This window comes from Alcanivorax nanhaiticus, assembly GCF_000756665.1.
GTDB classification, from domain to species: domain Bacteria; phylum Pseudomonadota; class Gammaproteobacteria; order Pseudomonadales; family Alcanivoracaceae; genus Alcanivorax; species Alcanivorax nanhaiticus.
On sequence record NZ_ARXV01000005.1, the window covers coordinates 40390 to 60578 of the forward strand.

General features: G+C 58.3%; 16 protein-coding genes and 2 tRNA genes. 1 reads left to right on the forward strand and 17 read right to left on the reverse strand.

Annotated features, from left to right (window positions below; genetic code table 11):
* Window positions 1-5 precede the first annotated feature (5 nt).
* From truB to rlmE, 13 genes are all read right to left on the reverse strand, one after another.
* On the reverse strand, window positions 6-923 hold the full coding sequence (gene truB, locus Y5S_RS07670; protein ID WP_035231944.1) for a tRNA pseudouridine(55) synthase TruB: 918 nt from the start codon (window positions 921-923) through the stop codon (window positions 6-8).
* Window positions 924-971: 48 nt separating this feature from the next.
* Window positions 972-1382 carry a 30S ribosome-binding factor RbfA gene (rbfA, locus tag Y5S_RS07675; RefSeq protein ID WP_035231945.1) on the reverse strand — a complete coding sequence of 137 codons (411 nt, stop codon included), beginning with the start codon at window positions 1380-1382 and terminating at the stop codon, window positions 972-974.
* A gap of 24 nt (window positions 1383-1406) precedes the next feature.
* The gene (gene infB / locus Y5S_RS07680) at window positions 1407-4094 is read right to left on the reverse strand and encodes a translation initiation factor IF-2 (protein ID WP_035231946.1); all 2688 of its coding nucleotides are present in this window, start codon (window positions 4092-4094) and stop codon (window positions 1407-1409) included.
* Between the two features lie 233 nt (window positions 4095-4327).
* Window positions 4328-5830, reverse strand: coding sequence for a transcription termination factor NusA (gene nusA, locus Y5S_RS07685; RefSeq protein ID WP_035231948.1), 1503 nt, complete (start codon window positions 5828-5830; stop codon window positions 4328-4330).
* A gap of 39 nt (window positions 5831-5869) precedes the next feature.
* Window positions 5870-6325 carry a ribosome maturation factor RimP gene (gene rimP, locus Y5S_RS07690; RefSeq protein ID WP_035231950.1) on the reverse strand — a complete coding sequence of 152 codons (456 nt, stop codon included), beginning with the start codon at window positions 6323-6325 and terminating at the stop codon, window positions 5870-5872.
* Window positions 6326-6530: 205 nt separating this feature from the next.
* A tRNA-Met gene (locus tag Y5S_RS07695) sits at window positions 6531-6607 on the reverse strand.
* 259 nt (window positions 6608-6866) lie between these two features.
* Window positions 6867-6952: transfer RNA gene (locus tag Y5S_RS07700), tRNA-Leu, on the reverse strand.
* A 14-nt stretch (window positions 6953-6966) separates the two neighbouring features.
* Window positions 6967-7410 (reverse strand): preprotein translocase subunit SecG, encoded by a 444-nt coding sequence (gene secG / locus Y5S_RS07705; RefSeq protein ID WP_035231951.1) that lies wholly within the window; start codon window positions 7408-7410, stop codon window positions 6967-6969.
* A 28-nt stretch (window positions 7411-7438) separates the two neighbouring features.
* On the reverse strand, window positions 7439-8185 hold the full coding sequence (gene tpiA / locus Y5S_RS07710) for a triose-phosphate isomerase (protein ID WP_035231953.1): 747 nt from the start codon (window positions 8183-8185) through the stop codon (window positions 7439-7441).
* A gap of 168 nt (window positions 8186-8353) precedes the next feature.
* Window positions 8354-9688: a phosphoglucosamine mutase gene (gene glmM / locus Y5S_RS07715; RefSeq protein ID WP_035231955.1), complete on the reverse strand. Its 1335-nt coding sequence runs from the start codon at window positions 9686-9688 to the stop codon at window positions 8354-8356.
* Window positions 9688-10557, reverse strand: a complete 870-nt coding sequence (gene folP, locus Y5S_RS07720; protein WP_035231957.1) for a dihydropteroate synthase — start codon at window positions 10555-10557, stop codon at window positions 9688-9690. The genes glmM and folP overlap by 1 nt, the downstream gene beginning before the upstream one ends.
* A 113-nt stretch (window positions 10558-10670) precedes the next feature.
* Window positions 10671-12581, reverse strand: coding sequence for an ATP-dependent zinc metalloprotease FtsH (gene ftsH / locus Y5S_RS07725; protein WP_156107643.1), 1911 nt, complete (start codon window positions 12579-12581; stop codon window positions 10671-10673).
* Window positions 12582-12718: 137 nt separating this feature from the next.
* The gene (gene rlmE, locus Y5S_RS07730) at window positions 12719-13345 is read right to left on the reverse strand and encodes a 23S rRNA (uridine(2552)-2'-O)-methyltransferase RlmE (protein ID WP_035231962.1); all 627 of its coding nucleotides are present in this window, start codon (window positions 13343-13345) and stop codon (window positions 12719-12721) included.
* Between the two features lie 291 nt (window positions 13346-13636).
* Between rlmE and Y5S_RS07735 the strand changes: the two genes are divergently transcribed.
* Window positions 13637-13951 carry a YhbY family RNA-binding protein gene (locus tag Y5S_RS07735; protein WP_035231963.1) on the forward strand — a complete coding sequence of 105 codons (315 nt, stop codon included), beginning with the start codon at window positions 13637-13639 and terminating at the stop codon, window positions 13949-13951.
* A 102-nt stretch (window positions 13952-14053) separates the two neighbouring features.
* Here Y5S_RS07735 and greA read toward each other — a convergent pair whose 3' ends face one another.
* The 4 genes from greA to dapB all read right to left on the reverse strand — a co-directional run bounded on the left by greA (window position 14054) and on the right by dapB (window position 20160).
* Window positions 14054-14530: a transcription elongation factor GreA gene (greA, locus tag Y5S_RS07740; RefSeq protein WP_035231966.1), complete on the reverse strand. Its 477-nt coding sequence runs from the start codon at window positions 14528-14530 to the stop codon at window positions 14054-14056.
* Window positions 14531-14595: 65 nt separating this feature from the next.
* Window positions 14596-17814, reverse strand: coding sequence for a carbamoyl-phosphate synthase large subunit (carB, locus tag Y5S_RS07745; protein ID WP_035231969.1), 3219 nt, complete (start codon window positions 17812-17814; stop codon window positions 14596-14598).
* An 82-nt stretch (window positions 17815-17896) separates the two neighbouring features.
* Window positions 17897-19021, reverse strand: a complete 1125-nt coding sequence (carA, locus tag Y5S_RS07750) for a glutamine-hydrolyzing carbamoyl-phosphate synthase small subunit (protein ID WP_035231971.1) — start codon at window positions 19019-19021, stop codon at window positions 17897-17899.
* A 311-nt stretch (window positions 19022-19332) separates the two neighbouring features.
* The gene (dapB, locus tag Y5S_RS07755) at window positions 19333-20160 is read right to left on the reverse strand and encodes a 4-hydroxy-tetrahydrodipicolinate reductase (RefSeq protein ID WP_035231973.1); all 828 of its coding nucleotides are present in this window, start codon (window positions 20158-20160) and stop codon (window positions 19333-19335) included.
* Between the last annotated feature and the right edge of the window lie 29 nt (window positions 20161-20189).

Below are 20189 nucleotides of genomic sequence, written 5' to 3' on the forward strand. Positions count from 1 at the left end.
GCAACTCAGTTTGAAACCAGTCGACGCGGCGCGATTCGCCCGTCTTCCAACACCTCACCAACGCCAAGGAACTTGCCGCTGGAGGCCTCATAAACACTGACCCAGCCGTCCGCAGGACGGTCTGAAGCCATCACCGGCTGACCCTGCTGAATGTAATAGGCAGCATTGTCACCCAGTTCAACGCGCGGCCAGTCTGCCACGCTGGTAGATAAAGGCAAGAGCAGTTCGTCGATTGCCTCGAACCCGCCCTCGGCCTTGATATTGCCCAGTTCTTCCAGGGTCAGCATCTTCTCGGCCGGGTAAGGGCCAGCCGACAGACGGCGCAGCACGGTCACATGGCCGCCGCAACCCAGCTTTTCACCGGTGTCTTCCACCAGCGAACGCACATAGGTGCCCTTGGAGCAGTCCACCTCGAATTCCAGCTCATCGCCTTCGATGCGCAGGATACGGATGTCATAAATGGTCACCGCGCGCGGCTTGCGCTCCACCGTCTTGCCCTCACGGGCCAGCTTGTAGAGCGGCACACCTTCATGCTTGATGGCCGAATACATGCTCGGGATCTGCTCGATATCGCCAACAAAGGACATTAGCGCATCTTCAATCTCGGCGGCCGAGGCTGTCACTTCGGTGGTATTGACCACCTCACCGTCAGCATCTCCGGTTTCGGTGGTCACGCCCAGCTTGGCGGTCACCCGGTAGCTCTTGTCCGATTCCAGCAAGAACTGGCTGAACTTTGTGGCCTCACCAAAACAAATCGGCAGCATACCGGTGGCCAAGGGGTCCAGGCTGCCAGTGTGACCGGCCTTGGCCGCGGCAAACATTTTCTTGGCCATCTGCAGGGCGCCATTACTGCTCACGCCACCAACCTTATCCAGCAACAGAATGCCGTTGAGATCACGGCCGCGAGGACGACGTTTTGCCACCTGGGTACTCTCCGATTCTGCCGTAAATTCTGTGTAGATACTGCCCGGTTAGTCCTGCTCGGGCTCGTCGCTATCCAGACCCAGCTCCCGATCTTCTGCGCGGGCATCGTCAATCAGACGAGAGATTTCCGCAGCATGCTCCGGGGTGGTGTCATAGTGGAAACGCAATTTGGGGGTGGTGCGGGTGTTCAGGCTCTGGGCCAGGCTGCTACGCAGAAAGCCAGCGGCTTTCTCCAGCACGACTTCCGCCTCGGCACCTTCTTCCTCGCCCTTGCCAAGCAAGGTGAAATACACTTCCGCGTAGGACAGATCACGAGATACGGTCACGTCCTGGATGGTGGCCAGATTGACCCGCGGGTCTTTCATCTCAAACTGCAGCAGACGGGACAGCTCACGCTGGATCTGGTCAGCAATCCGGTCTGTGCGGTTAAAGCCCTGCGGGCGACGATGACGACTCATGGGTAATCCGGCTGGGCACGCCCCTTACAGGGAGCGCGCCACCTCCTTCACTTCGAAGACTTCGATCTTGTCGCCTTCTTTCACGTCGTTGTAGCTCTTCACGGCGATACCACATTCCATGCCGTTGCGAACTTCCGCCACGTCGTCCTTGAAACGACGCAGGGATTCCAGTTCGCCTTCGAAGACCACCACATCGTCGCGCAGAACGCGGATCGGGCGATTGCGGTACAGGGTACCTTCGATAACCATACAGCCGGCCACGGCACCGAACTTGGAAGAACGGAACACGTCGCGCACTTGGGCGGTACCGAGGATCTCTTCGCGCTTCTCCGGTGCCAGCAGACCGCTCATGGCCTGCTTCACATCGTCGATCAGCTCGTAGATCACGCTGTAGTAGCGCAGGTCAATACCTTCCTGTTCGCACAGCTTCTTGGCCTTGGAATCGGCACGGACGTTGAAGCCCAGCAGCACCGCTTCACTGGTCATGGCCAGGTTGACGTCGGACTCGTTGATGGCGCCCACACCCACGGATACCAGATTCACCTTCACTTCTTCAGTACCCAGATCGTTCAGGGCACCAGTGAGCGCTTCCAGGGAACCGCGCACGTCGGTCTTCAGCACGATGTTCACGGTGCTGGCTTCGGCGCTGCCCATGTTGGCAAACAGGTTTTCCAGCTTGGAAGCCTGCTGACGCTTGAGCTTCACATCGCGATCGCGATCCTGACGGAACTCGGCCACTTCGCGGGCCTTGCGCTCATCGGACACCACCTGAACCTGCTCACCGGCTTCCGGTGCACCATCCAGACCCAGCACTTCCACCGGAATGGACGGGCCGGCCGTGTTGATCGGCTTGCCGTTCTCGTCAATCATGGCCCGCACGCGACCAAAGTGGGCACCAGCCAGCAGCATGTCACCGACATTCAGCTCACCACCCTGAATCAGGATGGACGCCACGGTACCGCGGCCTTTCTCGATACGGGATTCGATCACCACACCGGTAGCCGGGCCAGTGGCCGGCGCGGTCAGCTCCAGCAGTTCAGCCTGCACCAGGATGGAGTCGAGCAGTTCGTCGACACCCTGGCCGGAATGCGCAGAGACATTGATGAACTGATAGTCACCGCCCCACTCTTCCGGAATCACTTCCTTGGCTGCCAGCTCGGTACGCACCCGATCCGGGTCCGCAGCCTCTTTATCAATCTTGTTCACCGCGATAATGATCGGCACACCGGACGCCTTGGCGTGGTTAATCGCCTCTTCGGTCTGCGGCATCATGCCGTCATCGGCAGCGACTACGATCACCACGATATCGGTCGCCTTGGCACCACGAGCCCGCATGGCGGTAAAGGCGGCGTGGCCAGGAGTATCGAGGAAGGTGATCATGCCTTTCTCGTGCTCTACATGGTACGCACCGATGTGCTGGGTAATACCACCCGCTTCACCCGCAGCCACCTTGGCTTTACGGATATAATCCAGCAGGGAGGTTTTACCGTGGTCAACGTGACCCATGATGGTCACCACCGGAGCACGATCAGACAGCTCTGCGCCATCACGGTTAACCATGGTCGCCAGGTGATCTTCCAGCACCTCTTCCTCGCCCTTGCCGGCAACGGCCTTGTGGCCCATTTCTTCTACCAGCAGGATGGCGGTTTCCTGGTCGATCAGCTGATTCACGGTCGCCATTTCACCCATCTTCATGAGTGACTTGATCAGCTCTTTGGACTTGATGTTCAGGCGCTGAGCCAGATCACCCACGGTGATGCTTTCCGGCACCTCAACTTCCATAATTTTCTTCTCGGTCGGGGCTTTAAAGCCGTGAGCCTTGTTCATGGAGCTCTTCATCTGTCCATGAGCCACACCGGCCGCTTTCGGCTTGCGACGACGACGACGGGATTGACGCTCCTCACGCTGATAGCTGGCTTCCTGAGCCGCCACCACGATGGAAGAGCCATCATCCACTTCCTCTTCTTTCTTCTCTGGCTGGTCGCCACGCTTTTCCAGCTCAGCAGCGATACGCGCTGCTTCTTCAGCAGTACGACGGGCCGCTTCTTCTTCTGCCTTCTTGCGCGCTTCGGCTTCCTGCTTGCGCTTGGCTTCTTCTGCCTCACGCTGCTTTTTCTCTTCCTCTTCGCGCTTGGCCTTTTCTTCCGGCGTTTCTTCTTTGGCCGGCTTCTTGGCGGTGGCGGTCTTGGGCACCGCTACACGCTTGGCTTTCTCTTCTGCCGCCTTTTCTTCAGCAACCTTGCGGTCTGCCTCGGCAGCAGCCTTGGCCTCTTCCTCTTTCTTGCGAGCCGCTTCTTCTTCCGCCTGACGCTTAACGGCTTCTTCCGCTTCGCGTTTTTCCTGCTCGGCTTTCAGCGCTGCCTCTTCGGCCGCCTTGCGCTCTGCCTCTTCACGCTCCTCGGCTTCCAGCACTTCACGCTTCACGTACGTACGCTTCTTGCGCACCTCTACGTTAACGGTCTTGGCCTTGCCGGCTGCACCAGTAGTCTTGATGGTGCTGGTGGACTTGCGCTTGAGGGTAATCTTTTTGGCATCGTCAGCTTTGGCACCATGAGACTTGCGCAGGTGAGCCAGCAGTTGCTGTTTCTGCTCACCGGAGACCTCTTCGCTGGCGTCGCCATGAGGCAAACCCGCTTCTTTCATCTGAGAAAGCAGCTTCTCAACGGGCATACCTACTGTTTCGGCCAGTTTCTTTACGGTCGTTTCTGCCATGTCAGCAACACTCTCCTGTCCGCGTCTCTTGCAGGCTATGGTCATAGCCTGGGCCTCCCGCCATTGCGGTTGGCCACTTTAGCCAGCGACGAGCCGGCCACGCTGTCTGTCATCATTTCAGCCAAAGCCAAAATGCCGGAAAAGGGCAGATGCTGCCCTTCCCATACACTGCAGGAAATCTGCAGTACTTCAGTGGGTACCTGCGAAGACGAACCCGCCCAAATAAACGGCGGTTATTCTCCGTCTTCGTTTTCGAACCAGGGCGCACGGGCAGTCATAATCAACTGGGCTGCACGCTCTTCGTTCATACCTTCAATTTCCAGCAGGTCATCCACCGCCTGTTCGGCCAGGTCTTCCATGGTGGCAATACCACGGGAAGCCAGCTCCACAGCCAGATCACGATCCATGCCTTCCATAGTCAGAAGGTCTTCCGCAGGCTCTGCGTTTTCAAACTTCTCTTCGGAAACCAGCGCCTTGGTCAACAATACGTCCTTGGCGCGCTGACGCAGGGCTTCAACGATGTCTTCATCAAAACCGTCGATCGCCAGCATTTCCTCTTCCGGTACGTAGGCCACTTCTTCCAGCGTGGAGAAGCCTTCCTCGACCAGAACACCTGCCACATCCTCGTCCACGTCCAGTTCGTTCATGAACGTTTCCAGAGCCTGGGCAGCTTCTTCCTGTTGCTTGTTCTCGGCGTCGTCCAGGGTCATTACATTCAGTTCCCAGCCGGTCAGCTCGGAAGCAAGGCGAATGTTCTGACCGCTGCGGCCAATGGCCTGCGCCAGGGCAGACTCATCTTCAACAGCGATATCCATGGCGTGGCTTTCTTCATCCATCACAATGGACGCCACTTCCGCCGGCTGCATGGCGTTGATCACCAGCTGGGCAGGATTGTCATCCCACAGCACGATGTCGATACGCTCGCCGGCCAACTCGTTGGACACCGCCTGGACACGCGCACCGCGCATACCCACACAAGCACCCACCGGATCGATACGCTGATCATTGGTCTTCACTGCGATCTTGGCGCGGGAACCCGGATCGCGGGCAGCGCCCTTGATCTCGATCAGTTCTTCACCGATTTCCGGCACTTCAATCTTGAACAGCTCGATCAGCATTTCCGGGCAGGCGCGGCTGGCAAACAGCTGCGGACCACGGTTCTCTTCGTTCACGCCCAACAGGTAGGCGCGAATGCGATCGTTCTGGCGCACCGCTTCACGCGGAATCATATGCTCGCGAGTGATCAGGGCCTCGGCATTGCCGCCCAGATCCAGCACGATGGAGTCACGGTTGGCCTTCTTGACCGTACCGCTGACCAGATCGCCGATGCGATCACGATATTCTTCAATGATTTGACGGCGTTCGGCTTCGCGCACCTTCTGCACGATAACCTGCTTGGCAGTTTGCGCAGCGATACGACCAAAGGCTTCGGATTCGATTTCCTCTTCCCAGGTGTCACCAATCTGCAGCGAGGTGTCCTGCTCATGAGCCTCGTCCAGAGTCAGCTGCTTGCCGAACTCATAGAGGTCTTCATCAGGCACCACATGCCAGACACGGAAAGTACGGGAATCGCCGGACACACGATCGATGTCCACGCGGATCTCCACGTCTTCTTCCTTAAAACGCTTTTTCGTAGCAGCAGCCAAGGCCAGCTCGATGGCCTCGAAGATTACATCGCGGCTGACGCCTTTTTCGTTTGATACCGTTTCCGCTACCAGCAGGATCTCTTTGTTCATGGCCAGGCCTTTACAAAGACAAAGTTTTCCAGGGCGTGCTCAGTCGAAGCGAGGCTGCAACCGGGCACGATCTACCTGACTGTAAGGAATACGCAGGGTTTCGCCATCCAGCTCTACCACTAGCGTTTCGCCGTCTACGGCCACAATGGCCGCCGTCATTTTACGCTTGCCGGACACCGGTGCCAGCAACTTCAGCTGTACATCTTCACCGATGTAATCGACATATTGCGTAATTTCAAACATGGGACGATCCATCCCCGGAGAGGAGACTTCCAGGTTGTACTCACCCGGAATCGGATCTTCCACATCCAGCACGCCGCTGATCTCGTGACTCACCGCCGCGCAATTATCTACCGTAATACCGTCAGCATGGTCGATAAACACACGCAAAACGGCCCCGCGCCCCTGAAGGTATTCCAACCCCCAAAGCACGAAGCCCAGATCTTCCACTACCGGAGCCAACAGCTCCGTTAATTGCTCTACGCGTTTCGACATACCATTCCGACATTACGCCTGAAACCATGACTTCATCGTTTCAGGCACAAACAAAAAATGGGCCTGGAGACATCACAGGCGACCGCAACGAAAACATGCAATCGACCGCACATCCACCGCCCATTCCACTGTCGCGGATAACAAAAAGCCCCTGCTAGAGGGGCTTTTTGTCCGCTTTAAGCCAACCGTAGCTGACTCTTCTAAGTGGTAGCGGGGGCAGGATTTGAACCTACGACCTTCGGGTTATGAGCCCGACGAGCTACCAGACTGCTCCACCCCGCAATAAACCTTGTGCCCTTTAAAGCCCTCTGCACCGGGCTGCTGATTCAGGAAACCTGAATCAATGATTGCAGCATCTTGCCCCTGCAATCACCTCAAATCCGAGAGCGCAAATACTACTTACGAGACGTTACGCTGTCAAGACAACTTCAAAAAAAGGTTATATTTTTCGAAGTCTTAGCATCAGGAAAAGCCGCTTAACCTGATGCTTTTTTCAGCAGGCGTCCTGGCACGAAAATCTCGCCAGACCACCTTCCCAAATTGGTGCCGAAGGCCGGACTTGAACCGGCACGAGCGAAGCTCACTACCCCCTCAAGATAGCGTGTCTACCAATTCCACCACTTCGGCAAAGAACGCTTAACTTACTGCGCCGGCTGAGGCACCTCAGCCGGGGACGCGGATTCTACATCAGCTTGCGGCACTTCTGAAACTTCTTTTTCAGAATTTGTTTCATCAGCTGCTTCAGGCACTTCGGAAAGCACCACCGGCACTTCACCCTGATCCGCCGCTACAGGCACATCCGCCTGCTCTTCAATGGTTTCCAGCTCGGGCAGGTAAGTACGTGCACCACTGGCTTCCTGACGCGCCATCCACGCCAGCACCAGACTGGTCACAAAGAACAGCGCTGCCAGTATTGCCGTAGCACGAGTCAGAAAGTTGGCGGAACCTGCGCTGCCAAATACGCTCTGGGAAGCGCCACCACCAAAAGAGGCGCCAGCATCGGCACCCTTGCCGTGCTGAATCAGCACCAGGCCAATCAGGCCAAGCGCGGTCAGGATGTGCACTACGTGAACGACGATATCCATAGTTACTCTATTTGTTCATTAACATGGGCTACTGCGCTGCCTGGCAGATAGCAATAAAACTGTCGGCGGTCAGTGACGCCCCACCAATCAGACCCCCATCGATGTCTGACTGTGAAAACAGAAGGGCGGCATTATCCGCCTTTACACTGCCGCCGTAAAGCAAGCGTGTCGAAGCGGCAATTTCCGGGCTTTTCTCGGACAACGTCTGACGCAGGGTCGCATGCACCTCCTGCGCCTGTTCCGGCGAGGCCGTCTTGCCGGTGCCGATAGCCCAGACCGGCTCATAGGCCACCACTGCCGAAGCAAATGCTTCAATCCCCACCGCCTCAACGACTGCCAGCAGCTGCCCGCAAACCACGGATTCGGTGTTGCCCGCTTCACGTTCTTCCAGGGTTTCCCCCACACACAGAATCGGCACCAGCCCGGCAGCCTGGGCTTGGGCAAACTTGGCCGCCACCAGGGCATCATCCTCACCATAGAGTGCGCGGCGCTCGGAATGACCGATAATCACATAGCGGCAACCCGCCTCAGACAACATGCTCCCGGCGACCTCGCCAGTGAACGCCCCTTCAGCCTGATCACTGAGGTTCTGGGCACCAACCTGCACACTGGCAGGCAGTGCAGCCCGGGCTGCAGCCAGATAAGGGAACGGCGGGCACACTACCGCCTCCGCCTTCCCTTGATAGCCCACCAAGGCACCGGCGATTTCCCCAAGCAGCACTTGGCTGCCATTCATTTTCCAGTTACCGGCCACAAGCGGCTGTCTTGTTGTCATCTGTATTCCTTGGATTTCTCTCTCGGCGGCCTCGTTTCAGCCCCCTCATCTGGCCAGCATTGTACAGGCCTGACATGCCATATCGGAGATGCCCTGAGGCATTTCCGACCTACTTGACGCGCCCGACGCTCACCCTATGCCTATTTTGGGCTTCGAGCATCAGGCGGGTCATGCTATTGCCTTTTCCACCACATCAGCCAGCTCGCGACACAGCGATTCCACCTGTTGCGGATCCTTGCCTTCGACCATCACCCGCACCAGCGGCTCGGTGCCGGAAGGACGCAACAGGATACGACCGCTACCCGCCAGTTTGGCCTCCACTTCCGCCATGGCAGCCTGTACTTCCGGCAGTGCCTCGAAACCATCACGGTTGGCGCCACGCACATTGATCATGGTCTGCGGCAACAGCGCCACATCGGCGACCGCATCCGCCAGGGACTGCTTGCGACGCGCCAGCGCCGCCAACACCTGCAAGGCTGAGACGGTGCCATCACCCGTGGAGGTGCGATCCAGGCACACCAGATGTCCGGAAGATTCGCCACCGATCAACCAGCCACGCTGATCCAGCTGCTCCATGACATAGCGGTCGCCAACCTTGGCACGGACGAACTCCACACCCAACTCCTGCAGAGCCAACTCAAGACCGAAGTTGGACATCAAGGTGCCGACAACACCCGCCACTTCGGCACCGGCCTCCTTTCGATCCCGCGCCACCACATACAGCAGCTGATCGCCATCGATCAGCTTGCCGGTGTGATCCACCATGATCAGGCGATCTGCATCCCCGTCCAGGGCGATGCCCAGATCGGCCTTTTCATCGATGACGCGCTGCTGCAATTTCTCTGGATGCGTTGAGCCGCAATCGCGATTGATATTGAAACCATCCGGCTGGTTGGCCATGGCAATCACATCTGCACCCAGCTCTTCCAGTACATCCGGAGCAATGTGATAGGCCGCTCCATTGGCGGTATCCACCACAATCTTCATGCCGCTCAGATCCAGTCCCGGCGCCGTGCTTTTGCAAAATTCAATATAGCGGCCACGGGCATCATCAATGCGACGCACCTTGCCGATCTGATCAGTGGCCACCACGGACATCTCTTCGTCCAGCAGCCTCTCGATTTCCAGCTCGATTTCATCGTTGAGTTTGCGGCCATCGGCGCCAAAGAACTTGATGCCGTTATCCGTGTAGGCGTTATGGGACGCGGAAATCACAATCCCGGCCTGGGCCGACAGGGTGCGGGTCAAATAGGCAATCCCCGGGGTTGGCAGCGGGCCCAATAGACGCACATCCACGCCAGCAGCGGAAATACCCGCCTCCAGTGCTGATTCGAACATGTATCCGGAAATCCGCGTGTCCTTGCCGATCAGGATCTTGCTACCACCATGGGCCGCCAGCACCTTGCCTGCCGCCCAACCCAACTTGAGCACAAAATCCGGGGTAATCGGAAACTGTCCCACCGTACCGCGGACCCCATCGGTACCAAAATATTTACGCGCCATCATGACTCCTTGTGCGCTTCGCGGACGGCATGAGCAAAACGCACCGCGTCCACGGTTTCCCGTACATCGTGGGCGCGCACGATGGCCGCACCGCGCTCCACACACATTACTGCCGCTGCCAGACTGCCCGGCAACCGCTCATTCACTTCTCGCCCCAGCACCTTGCCAAACAAGGACTTGCGCGAGACACCAATCAATATGGGCAAGTGCAACGCCTGGAGCGCTGCCATTTCCCGCATCAGGGTCAGGTTATGATTCATGGACTTGGCAAAACCGAACCCCGGATCCACAAGCAATTGCTCACGAGACATGCCTGCCGCTTCGCAGACAGAGATGCGTTCCCGCAAAAACGTCACCACCTCAGCGGTGACATCGTCATATTGCGGATCGTCCTGCATATTGCCCGGCTCTCCCTGCATATGCATCAGGCACACCGGCAGGCCACTGGCAACAGCCGCCTCCAGGGCGCCATGGCGACGCAGAGCTCGCACGTCATTGATCAGGCCTGCACCTGCCGCAGCGCTGTCTCGGATCACAGCAGCAGTACTGGTATCCACGGAGACCAATGCACCCAGCTCCTGATGCAGCACTTCAACAACAGGTACTACCCGGTCCAGTTCTTCCTGCTCACTTACCGGTGCCGCACCAGGACGAGTCGACTCTCCTCCCACATCAATAATCGCCGCACCATCCGCCAGCATCTGCTCAGCCTGACGCAACGCAGCATCTCGCTCATTAAAGCGACCACCATCTGAAAAAGAGTCAGGAGTAACATTGAGAATACCCATGACGACAGGTGCGGAAAGATCCAGCGAACGCGAGCCGCAGCGCAAGTGGGTCATTGGGGAATATCCAGAATCCGATGTCATTGTTCTCTCCGGCCATCCTGCCGCCAACGCCCAGACACAGGAGCAACCGGAATCATGAGTGCAAAAACGCCTGACCCGGGAGATCCCGGATCAGGCGCGTCTGTCAGTCTTGATCAGTGAGTCTTGGCAGGTCCACCGATGGCATCATCACCCGGCTTTTTATCACCGGAAGCAGCGGCACCATTACCCGGGCCTTGATCTCGCCAGTCCTTGGGCGGACGAGGCTTGTGGCCTTCCATGATGTCGTCGATCTGATCCGCATCAATGGTTTCATACTGCATCAGGGCATCGGCCATCAGATCCAGCTTGTCACGATTCTCTTCCAGAATCGCCTTGGCGCGGTTGTAGCAGTCATCAATGATGGCACGCACTTCACGATCAATCTCTTCGGCGGTCTGCTCGGACACGTGCTTGCGCTGGGACATCTGTTTGCCAAGGAACACTTCACCTTCGTCTTCCTCATAAGCCAGCGGCCCCAGCTTCTCACTCAGCCCCCACTTGGTCACCATGGCACGGGCCAGTTTGGTGGCGCGCTCGATATCATTGGACGCCCCCGTGGTCACACCATCAAAGCCAAGGGTCATTTCTTCAGCCAGACGCCCGCCGTACAGAGAGCAGATGGAAGACTCCAGACCACGCTTGGACTGGGAGTACTTGTCTTCTTCCGGCAGATACATGGTCACACCCAAGGCGCGGCCGCGGGGAATAATGCTCACCTTGTAGACCGGATCGTGTTCCGGCACCAGACGACCAACGATGGCGTGACCCGCCTCGTGGTACGCGGTGTTCAGTTTCTCTTTCTCGTTCATCACCATGGAACGGCGCTCAGCGCCCATCAGGATCTTGTCCTTGGCCTTCTCGAACTCTTCCATGGACACCATGCGCTTGTTGGCACGGGCGGCGAACAGGGCAGCTTCGTTGACCAGGTTGGCCAGATCGGCACCGGAGAAACCGGGGGTGCCACGGGCAATTACCGCAGGCTCCACATCATCGGCAATCGGGACCTGACGCATGTGCACTTTCAGCACCTGCTCACGGCCACGGATGTCCGGCAACGGCACGGTCACCTGACGGTCGAAACGACCGGGACGCAGCAGCGCCGGATCCAACACGTCAGGACGGTTGGTGGCAGCGATCACGATAATGCCTTCATTGCCGTCGAAGCCGTCCATTTCCACCAGCAGCTGGTTGAGGGTTTGCTCACGCTCATCGTGACCACCACCCAGACCAGCACCACGGGAACGGCCCACGGCATCGATTTCATCGATAAAGATAATGCAGGGAGAGTGCTTCTTGGCCTGCTCGAACATGTCGCGCACCCGGCTGGCACCCACGCCCACAAACATTTCCACAAAGTCGGAACCGGAAATGCTGAAGAACGGCACCTTGGCTTCGCCGGCAATGGCCTTGGCCAGCAGCGTCTTACCGGTACCCGGCGAGCCGACCATCAGCACGCCGCGGGGAATCTTGCCACCCAGGCGCTGGAACTTGGCAGGATCACGCAGGAACTCGACAAGCTCTTGCACTTCTTCCTTGGCCTCTTCCACCCCGGCCACATCGGCAAAGGTAGTCTTGATCTGGTCTTCGCCCAGCAGTTTGGCCTTGGACTTGCCAAAGGTCATCGGACCACCGCCGCCCTTGCCACCGCCCTGCATCTGGCGCATGAAGAAGATAAAGATGGCCAGGATCAACAGGATAGGCAGGATGGACAGGAACAAACGCATCAGGAAGCCTTCCCGCTGCGGCTCAATCCCCTTCACCTCGACCTTGTTCTGGATCAGGGTGGGCATCAGGTTAGTGTCCAACGTACCCGGCGGCTTGACCGTGGTGAAGTTGCCGCCGCCACGATAGGTGCCGGTAATCGCTGTCTCACCGATTTCCACCGCTTCCACTCCACTGTTTTCCACCTTCGAAATAAAGGCCGAATAGGAGATGTTATCGCTGGAGGGCTGACTGCTGATGCTGGATGCCACAACATAAAGGACACCGGCAATCACCAGCCACAGCACAATATTCTTGGTCATGTCGTTCAAGGGAGACCTCGATCAGTTCCGGACGCCATACCGCGCCACATTCGCGAACCTACACCTTACACCATTTATCGGCGCCAGCGTAATGCCGGTTCGGACAGCAAAACGCCTGTTTTACGGCTTTTTAACGGCTATTTCAGACCGCTGGCCAGTTGGTAGACTTCAGTGGAGCGAGCCCGGCTGGCCGCCGGTTTGCGAGTCACCACCTTACGGAAACGCGACTGCAGCGCCCGGCGATACTCCTCGAATCCCTCTCCCTGAAATACCTTGACCAGAAACTGGCCATCCGGTTCCAGTACCCGCTCTGCCATCTCCAGCGCCAATTCCGCCAGATACATGGCTCGCGGCTGATCTACACCGCTGTTACCACTCATATTGGGGGCCATATCCGACATTACAAGGTCCAGCTTGCGATCCCCTACCGACGCAAGAATTTGCTCATAGACGTCATCTTCCCGGAAATCACCCTGAATGAAGGTCACATCCGGCAACGCATCCATGGCCAGGATGTCGCTGGCGATCACCACACCTTTTCCGCCGATCAGCTGGCCAGCCACCTGACTCCAGCCTCCCGGTGCCGCGCCCAGATCCAGCACGGTCATGCCTGGGCGAAACAGCTTGTCCTTCTCGTGCATTTCCAGCAGCTTGAAACTGGCCCGCGAGCGATAACCCTGCTCCTGGGCCTTGGCCACCCACTGGTCACTGAAATGCTCCTTGAGCCAGGCCTTGCTGGTCTTGGAGCGGCTGGATTTCGCCATGACTATTCTCTCGCCTATATCAGGGCGGAAATGGGCGCATGCCAATCTCCGCCGGTATTTCCAACGCCATCATCATGGCGGAGATCGGCCCTCGCCGATTTCCGCCCTACGAACAAGGGGTTGCGGGGTACGAGTTCGAGTGACGAAAACCAACCCCGGCAACCCTCAAGTCCAGGGTTTCGATTTTGCCTTTCGCAACTCGAAACTCGTTACTCGTACCTCGCAACGCCCCTATACCCTCAGCCCGGTTGCTGTAGAATAGCGCACCACACCCATTCGGAGCCTGTTACCGTGCCGTTATCTTCCCAGGACATCAAACGTCTACGCCGCATCGGCCATCACCTGAAGGCCATTCTCATTTTGGGCGACAAGGGCCTGACTGAGACCTTTATCGAGGAACTCAACGCCCGCCTGGAAGATCACGAGCTGATCAAAGTGAAGGTTAATGCCGAAAGCCGCGACGACCGCGCCGAGATCGTCAAAGCCCTGTGCGAAAACAGTGGTGCCGAACTGATCCAGCGCATTGGCAACATCGCCCTGCTCTACCGCGCCGCACAAAAACCGAACCCAAAGCTTTCCAACCTGCTGCGTTATCAAGAGGCATGAGGCAGGAAGCGTGAACATCGCAGTACGTTAAAAGCATAAAAAAGGCGACGTTAAACGTCGCCTTTTCTTTTCCGTTGCAACTTGAAACTCTCAACTTGCAACTCAGATGTGCTCTACCTTGTCGACCTCATACTCACGGGTACCCCCGGGAGTATCGATCTGCACCACATCACCCTCTTCACGGCCGATCAGGCCACGGGCAATCGGCGAGTTGACGCTGAGCTTGCCCAGCTTGATGTTGGCTTCATCGTCACCGACGATCTGGTACTGCTTTTCTTCGTCAGTATCCACATCGATGATGGTCACAGTGGTGCCGAAGATCACCTTGCCGGTGTTCTCGATTTCGGTGATATCGATAATCTGCGCATTGGACAGCTTGCTCTCGATATCGTTGATACGACCTTCGCAGAAGCCCTGCTGCTCACGGGCAGCATGGTATTCCGCATTTTCCTTCAGATCGCCATGCTCACGGGCTTCAGCGATGGCAGCGGAAATGCGCGGACGGTCTTCTTTTTTCAGTTTTTCCAGTTCCTCGCGCAGGGCCTTGGCGCCCTTTGCGGTCATCGGTACACGTTGCATAGTTATCCTCGCGTCTAAAAGGAAATCGCCCGGAGCACTCGGCTCCGAGCACTCCTGACGACGATTTACTGCATTTCTGCGTGCAGATCCTGCAGGCGGCGCACTTCAATCTCGCCGCTGATACCCAGCGCCTGACACACGGCGTGGGCTGCAGTAATGGTGGTGGTATAGAACACCTTGTGCTGCAGGGCAGAACGACGAATGGCAAAGGAATCGCGAATCGCCTGCTTGCCCTCGGTGGTGTTCACAATCAGGGCGATCTGGTCGTTCTTGATCATATCCACAATATGCGGACGCCCTTCCAGTACCTTGTTCACTTCTTTGACGGCCAGACCGGCTTCCGCGATCACCTTGGCGGTACCACGGGTGGCCACAAGGTCGAAACCGCGCTCGATCAGCATGCGCGCCACGCTCACTGCGGCCGGCTTGTCCACTTCGCGTACGGAAATGAATGCCGTGCCCTTGGCCGGCAACTTCTCGCCAGCGCCCAGGGACGCCTTGCCGAACGCTTCCGCGAAGGTGGCACCCACCCCCATCACCTCACCGGTGGATTTCATTTCCGGGCCGAGGATCGGATCCACTTTCGGGAACTTGGCGAACGGGAATACCGCTTCCTTCACAAAGAAGTGCTTCGGTGTGACCTCTTCAGTGAAGCCCTGTTCCTTGAGGCTGGTGCCCGCCATGCAGCGTGCCGCCACCTTGGCCAGGGAAGTACCGATGCACTTGGACACGTAAGGCACGGTCCGGGAGGCACGCGGGTTCACTTCCAGCACGTACACGTCGCCACCTTTTACTGCGAACTGCACGTTCATCAGACCGATCACGCCCAGCTCCAGCGCCATGTCACGGGACTGCTGACGCATCACGTTCTGCACGTCTTCGTCCAGGGAGTACGGCGGCAGGGAACAGGCAGAGTCACCGGAGTGAACACCGGCCTGCTCGATGTGCTGCATGATACCGCCGATCACCACGTCGGTGCCGTCACAGATGGCATCCACGTCCACTTCGATGGCGTCATCCAGGAAGCGGTCCAGCAGTACCGGGGAATCATTGGACACGGATACCGCGTTCATCATGTAGTTACGCAGCTCGGCTTCGTTGTACACGATTTCCATGGCGCGACCACCCAGTACATAGGAAGGACGCACCACCAGCGGGTAACCGATTTCTTCTGCCAGACGCACACCATCTTCCAGGGAGCGGGCGGTACGGTTCGGCGGCTGCTTCAGGCCAAGCTTGTTGACCATCTGCTGGAAACGCTCGCGGTCTTCCGCTTCGTCGATGGCATCCGGCGGGGTACCAATGATCGGCACGCCAGCGGCCTGCAGGGCACGAGCCAGCTTCAGCGGGGTCTGACCGCCGTACTGCACAATCACGCCCTTGGGCTTTTCTTTCGCCACGATGGCGAGCACGTCTTCGAGGGTAATCGGCTCGAAGAACAGGCGATCGGAGGTGTCGTAATCGGTGGATACGGTCTCCGGGTTACAGTTGACCATGATGGTCTCGTAACCGTCTTCGCGCATGGCGAACGCCGCGTGCACACAGCAGTAATCGAATTCGATACCCTGACCGATACGGTTCGGGCCGCCACCGATGACCATGATCTTTTCACGGTCAGACGGGTTGGCTTCACACTCTTCATCGTAGCTGGAGTACATGTAGGCAGTGTCGGTGGAGAATTCCGCCGCACAGGTATCCACACGCTTGTAGATCGGCAGGACGTTCAGCTCTTCACGCTTGCCACGCACATCCGCTTCCTTCACACCCAGCAGCTGCGCCAGACGGGCGTCGGAGAAACCCTTGCGCTTGAGGGCGTAGAGGCTGTCACGATCCAGGCCGCTGAAAGTGGTTTCGACCACGTTCTGCTCGGCGCGGATCAGGTCTTCGATCTGTACCAGGTACCAGCGATCGATCTTGGTGATGTTGAACACATCATCCACGGTCATGCCGACGCGGAAGGCATCGCCCACCACCCAGATACGCTCCGGGCCAGGGGTCGCCAGCAGCTGGGCCACCTGTTCGCGGGCATCCGGGGCAGCCGGATCCACTTTCGGGTCGAAGCCGATGGAATCGGTTTCCAGGCCGCGCAGGGCTTTCTGTACGGACTCCTGGAAGTTACGGCCGATGGCCATCACTTCACCCACGGACTTCATCTGGGTGGTCAGCACCGCGTCTGCTTCGGCGAATTTCTCGAAGTTGAAGCGCGGGATCTTGGTAACCACGTAATCGATGGACGGCTCGAAGGAGGCCGGGGTCTTGCCACCGGTGATCTCGTTCTGCAGCTCATCCAGGGTGTAACCCACCGCCAGCTTGGCCGCCACCTTGGCAATCGGGAAACCGGTTGCCTTGGACGCCAGCGCGGAGGAACGGCTCACCCGCGGGTTCATTTCGATCACCACCATACGGCCGTTGTCCGGGTTCACCCCGAACTGCACGTTGGAACCGCCGGTCTCTACACCGATCTCACGCAGTACCGCCAGGGAGGCGTCACGCATGATCTGGAATTCTTTATCGGTGAGGGTCTGGGCCGGCGCCACGGTGATGGAGTCACCGGTGTGCACGCCCATGGGATCGAAGTTCTCGATGGAACAGACGATGATGCAGTTGTCGTTTTTGTCACGAACCACCTCCATCTCGTACTCTTTCCAGCCGAGCAAGGATTCGTCGATCAGCAGTTCGTTGGTCGGCGACAGGTCCAGGCCGCGCTGACAGATTTCTTCAAACTCTTCACGGTTATACGCTACACCACCACCGGAGCCACCCATGGTGAAGCTGGGACGGATGATGCAGGGGAAACCCAGCTCTTCCAGTGCCGCGTTGGCTTCTTCCATGTTGTGGGCAATGGCAGAACGGGGACATTCCAGACCGATGGCCTTCATGGCCTTGTCGAAACGGGAGCGGTCTTCCGCCTTGTCGATGGCATCTTCGGTGGCACCAATCATTTCCACACCGAATTCTTTCAGCACACCGTTGTGATCCAGATCCAGCGCACAGTTCAGCGCGGTCTGGCCACCCATGGTGGGCAGCAGTGCGTCCGGGCGCTCCTTCTCGATGATCTTGGCGACGGTCTGCCAGGTGATCGGCTCGATATAGGTGGCATCCGCCATGGCCGGGTCGGTCATGATGGTAGCCGGGTTGGAGTTCACCAGGATCACCCGGTAACCCTCTTCCCGCAGGGCTTTACAGGCCTGGGCACCGGAGTAGTCAAACTCACAGGCCTGGCCGATCACGATCGGGCCAGCACCAATGATGAGAATGCTTTTAATGTCAGTTCTTTTCGGCATAGTTCACTAACCGTCGGGCGTTAATGGCTGCTTGGGACCCGGCATGGGCCGGGTCGGGTTCTGGCACTGCTGCTTTTCAGCGTTACCGGGCTTCCATCAGTTCAATGAAATGATCGAACAGTGGCGCACAATCGTGCGGACCGGGGCTGGCTTCCGGGTGACCCTGGAAGCTGAACGCCGGCACATCGGTACGATGGATGCCCTGCAGGGTGCCGTCGAACAGGGACACGTGGGTCACCTTCAGGTTGTCCGGCAGTTTGTCCATGTCCACCGCGAAACCGTGGTTCTGGCTGGTGATCATCACCGTGCCGTCTTCCAGGGTCTTTACCGGGTGGTTGGCACCGTGGTGGCCAGTGCCCATTTTCATGGTCTGGGCGCCACTGGCCAGGGCCAGCAGCTGGTGCCCCAGGCAGATGCCGAAGACCGGCTTGCCTGTGGCGACGATTTCCTTGATTGCCTCGATGGCATAGTCACAGGGCTCCGGGTCACCGGGGCCATTGGACAGGAAGATGCCGTCAGGATTCATGGCCAGCACTTCGGAAGCCGGTGTCTGCGCCGGAACCACGGTGAGCTTGCAGCCGCGCTCGGCCAGCATACGCAAGATGTTGCGCTTCACACCGTAGTCGTAGGCCACCACATTGAAGCGGGCTTCTTTCTGCTCGGTGTGGCCTTCTTCCAGATCCCAGGTGGACTCGGTCCAGGTATAGGCTTCACTGACGGTCACTTCTTTCGCCAGATCCATGCCCTTCAGGCCCGGGAAGCCCTTGGCCGCTTCCAGCGCCGCCGCTTCGTCCAGGTTCTCACCGGCAATGATGCAACCGTTCTGGGCACCCTTGTCGCGCAGGATGCGGGTCAGGCGACGGGTATCGATCTCGGCGATGGCCACGATGTTGTTCTCGCGCAGGTAGTCCGGCAGGGACTTTTCGCTGCGCCAGTTGCTGACCGTCATGGCCAGATCGCGGATCACCAGGCCAGAGGCCCAGATCTGGGTGGACTCCTCGTCCTCCGCAGTGATACCGGTGTTACCGATATGCGGATAGGTCAGGGTCACAATCTGTTTGGCGTAGGAGGGATCCGTGAGGATCTCCTGGTAGCCGGTCATAGCCGTATTGAAAACGACTTCACCCACGGTCTGACCCGTGGCACCGATAGCAACACCTCGAAAGATGCTTCCGTCTTCGAGAGCGAGAATGGCGGGAACCGTCAACGCAACCTCCAGGCTGGCAAGAAATTAGGGAGATATGCGGTGGGGCACTGGCCGGCCGGGAAAAACCCGCCGGCTGTTCGCAAAAAAGCGAGATGGATTGCTCCACCTCGCTTTTTCGTAGAATTCTTCATTCGTGCGCCCCACACGCCCATCACGGGCTGCGCGCTATTCTAGGACTTCAGGAAACAAATGTCACCCTTAAAGCGGCCAGCACACGATGAGCTGCACGCAACACGCCTTGCAAACCCGCCGTAGGAGCTTGCCTGCAAGCGATTATCGCCTGCAGGCAGGTATCTACGGCTGATTTATCCTCAGCCCTTGCCCCAGCCCGCAGAGTCGCCGGCCAGACCGAGCACGTCCTGCATGTCGAACAGGCCCTTGTCCTGGCTACCCAGCCAGGCGGCCGCACGCACCGCGCCACGGCCGAAAGCCATACGGCTGGACGCCTTGTGGGTAATTTCCACCCGTTCGCCATCGGCGGCGAACAGCACGGTGTGATCGCCCACGATATCGCCGGCACGGATGGTCTCGAAACCAATGGTCTTGCGGTCACGCTCACCGGTGCGACCTTCACGGCCGTATACCGCCACTTCCTTGAGGTCACGCCCCAGGGTCTGGGCCACCACTTCACCCATGCGCAGGGCGGTACCGGAAGGCGCATCAATCTTGTGACGGTGATGGGCCTCGATCACCTCGATATCCACCTCGTCCTGCAGCACAGCCGCCGCGGTCTCGAGCAGTTTGAAGCACAGGTTCACACCAATGGAGTAATTGGGGGCGTAGCAGATGGCGATCTCTTCGCTGGCAGCACGCAGACCGGCGATCTGCTCATCATTCAGGCCGGTGGTACCGATCACCAGCCTGGTGCCCGCCGCACGACAGACCTCGATGTTCTTCACTGTGGCTTCCGGGACAGTGAAATCGATAAACACATCGGCATCCTTCACCACCGCAGCCAGATCATCCGCCAACGCCACACCGGCATGGCCCTGCCCCACCAGCTCACCGGCATCGGCACCGATCAGGCTGGAACCGGGCACATCCACCGCTGCAGCCAGAGTGGTATCCGGGTTGGCGATGGTCGCCTCGATAAGAATACGGCCCATACGGCCGGCAGCACCGATAATGCCTACTTTCATGATGAATTCCTTGAAGATCGCACCGTGGG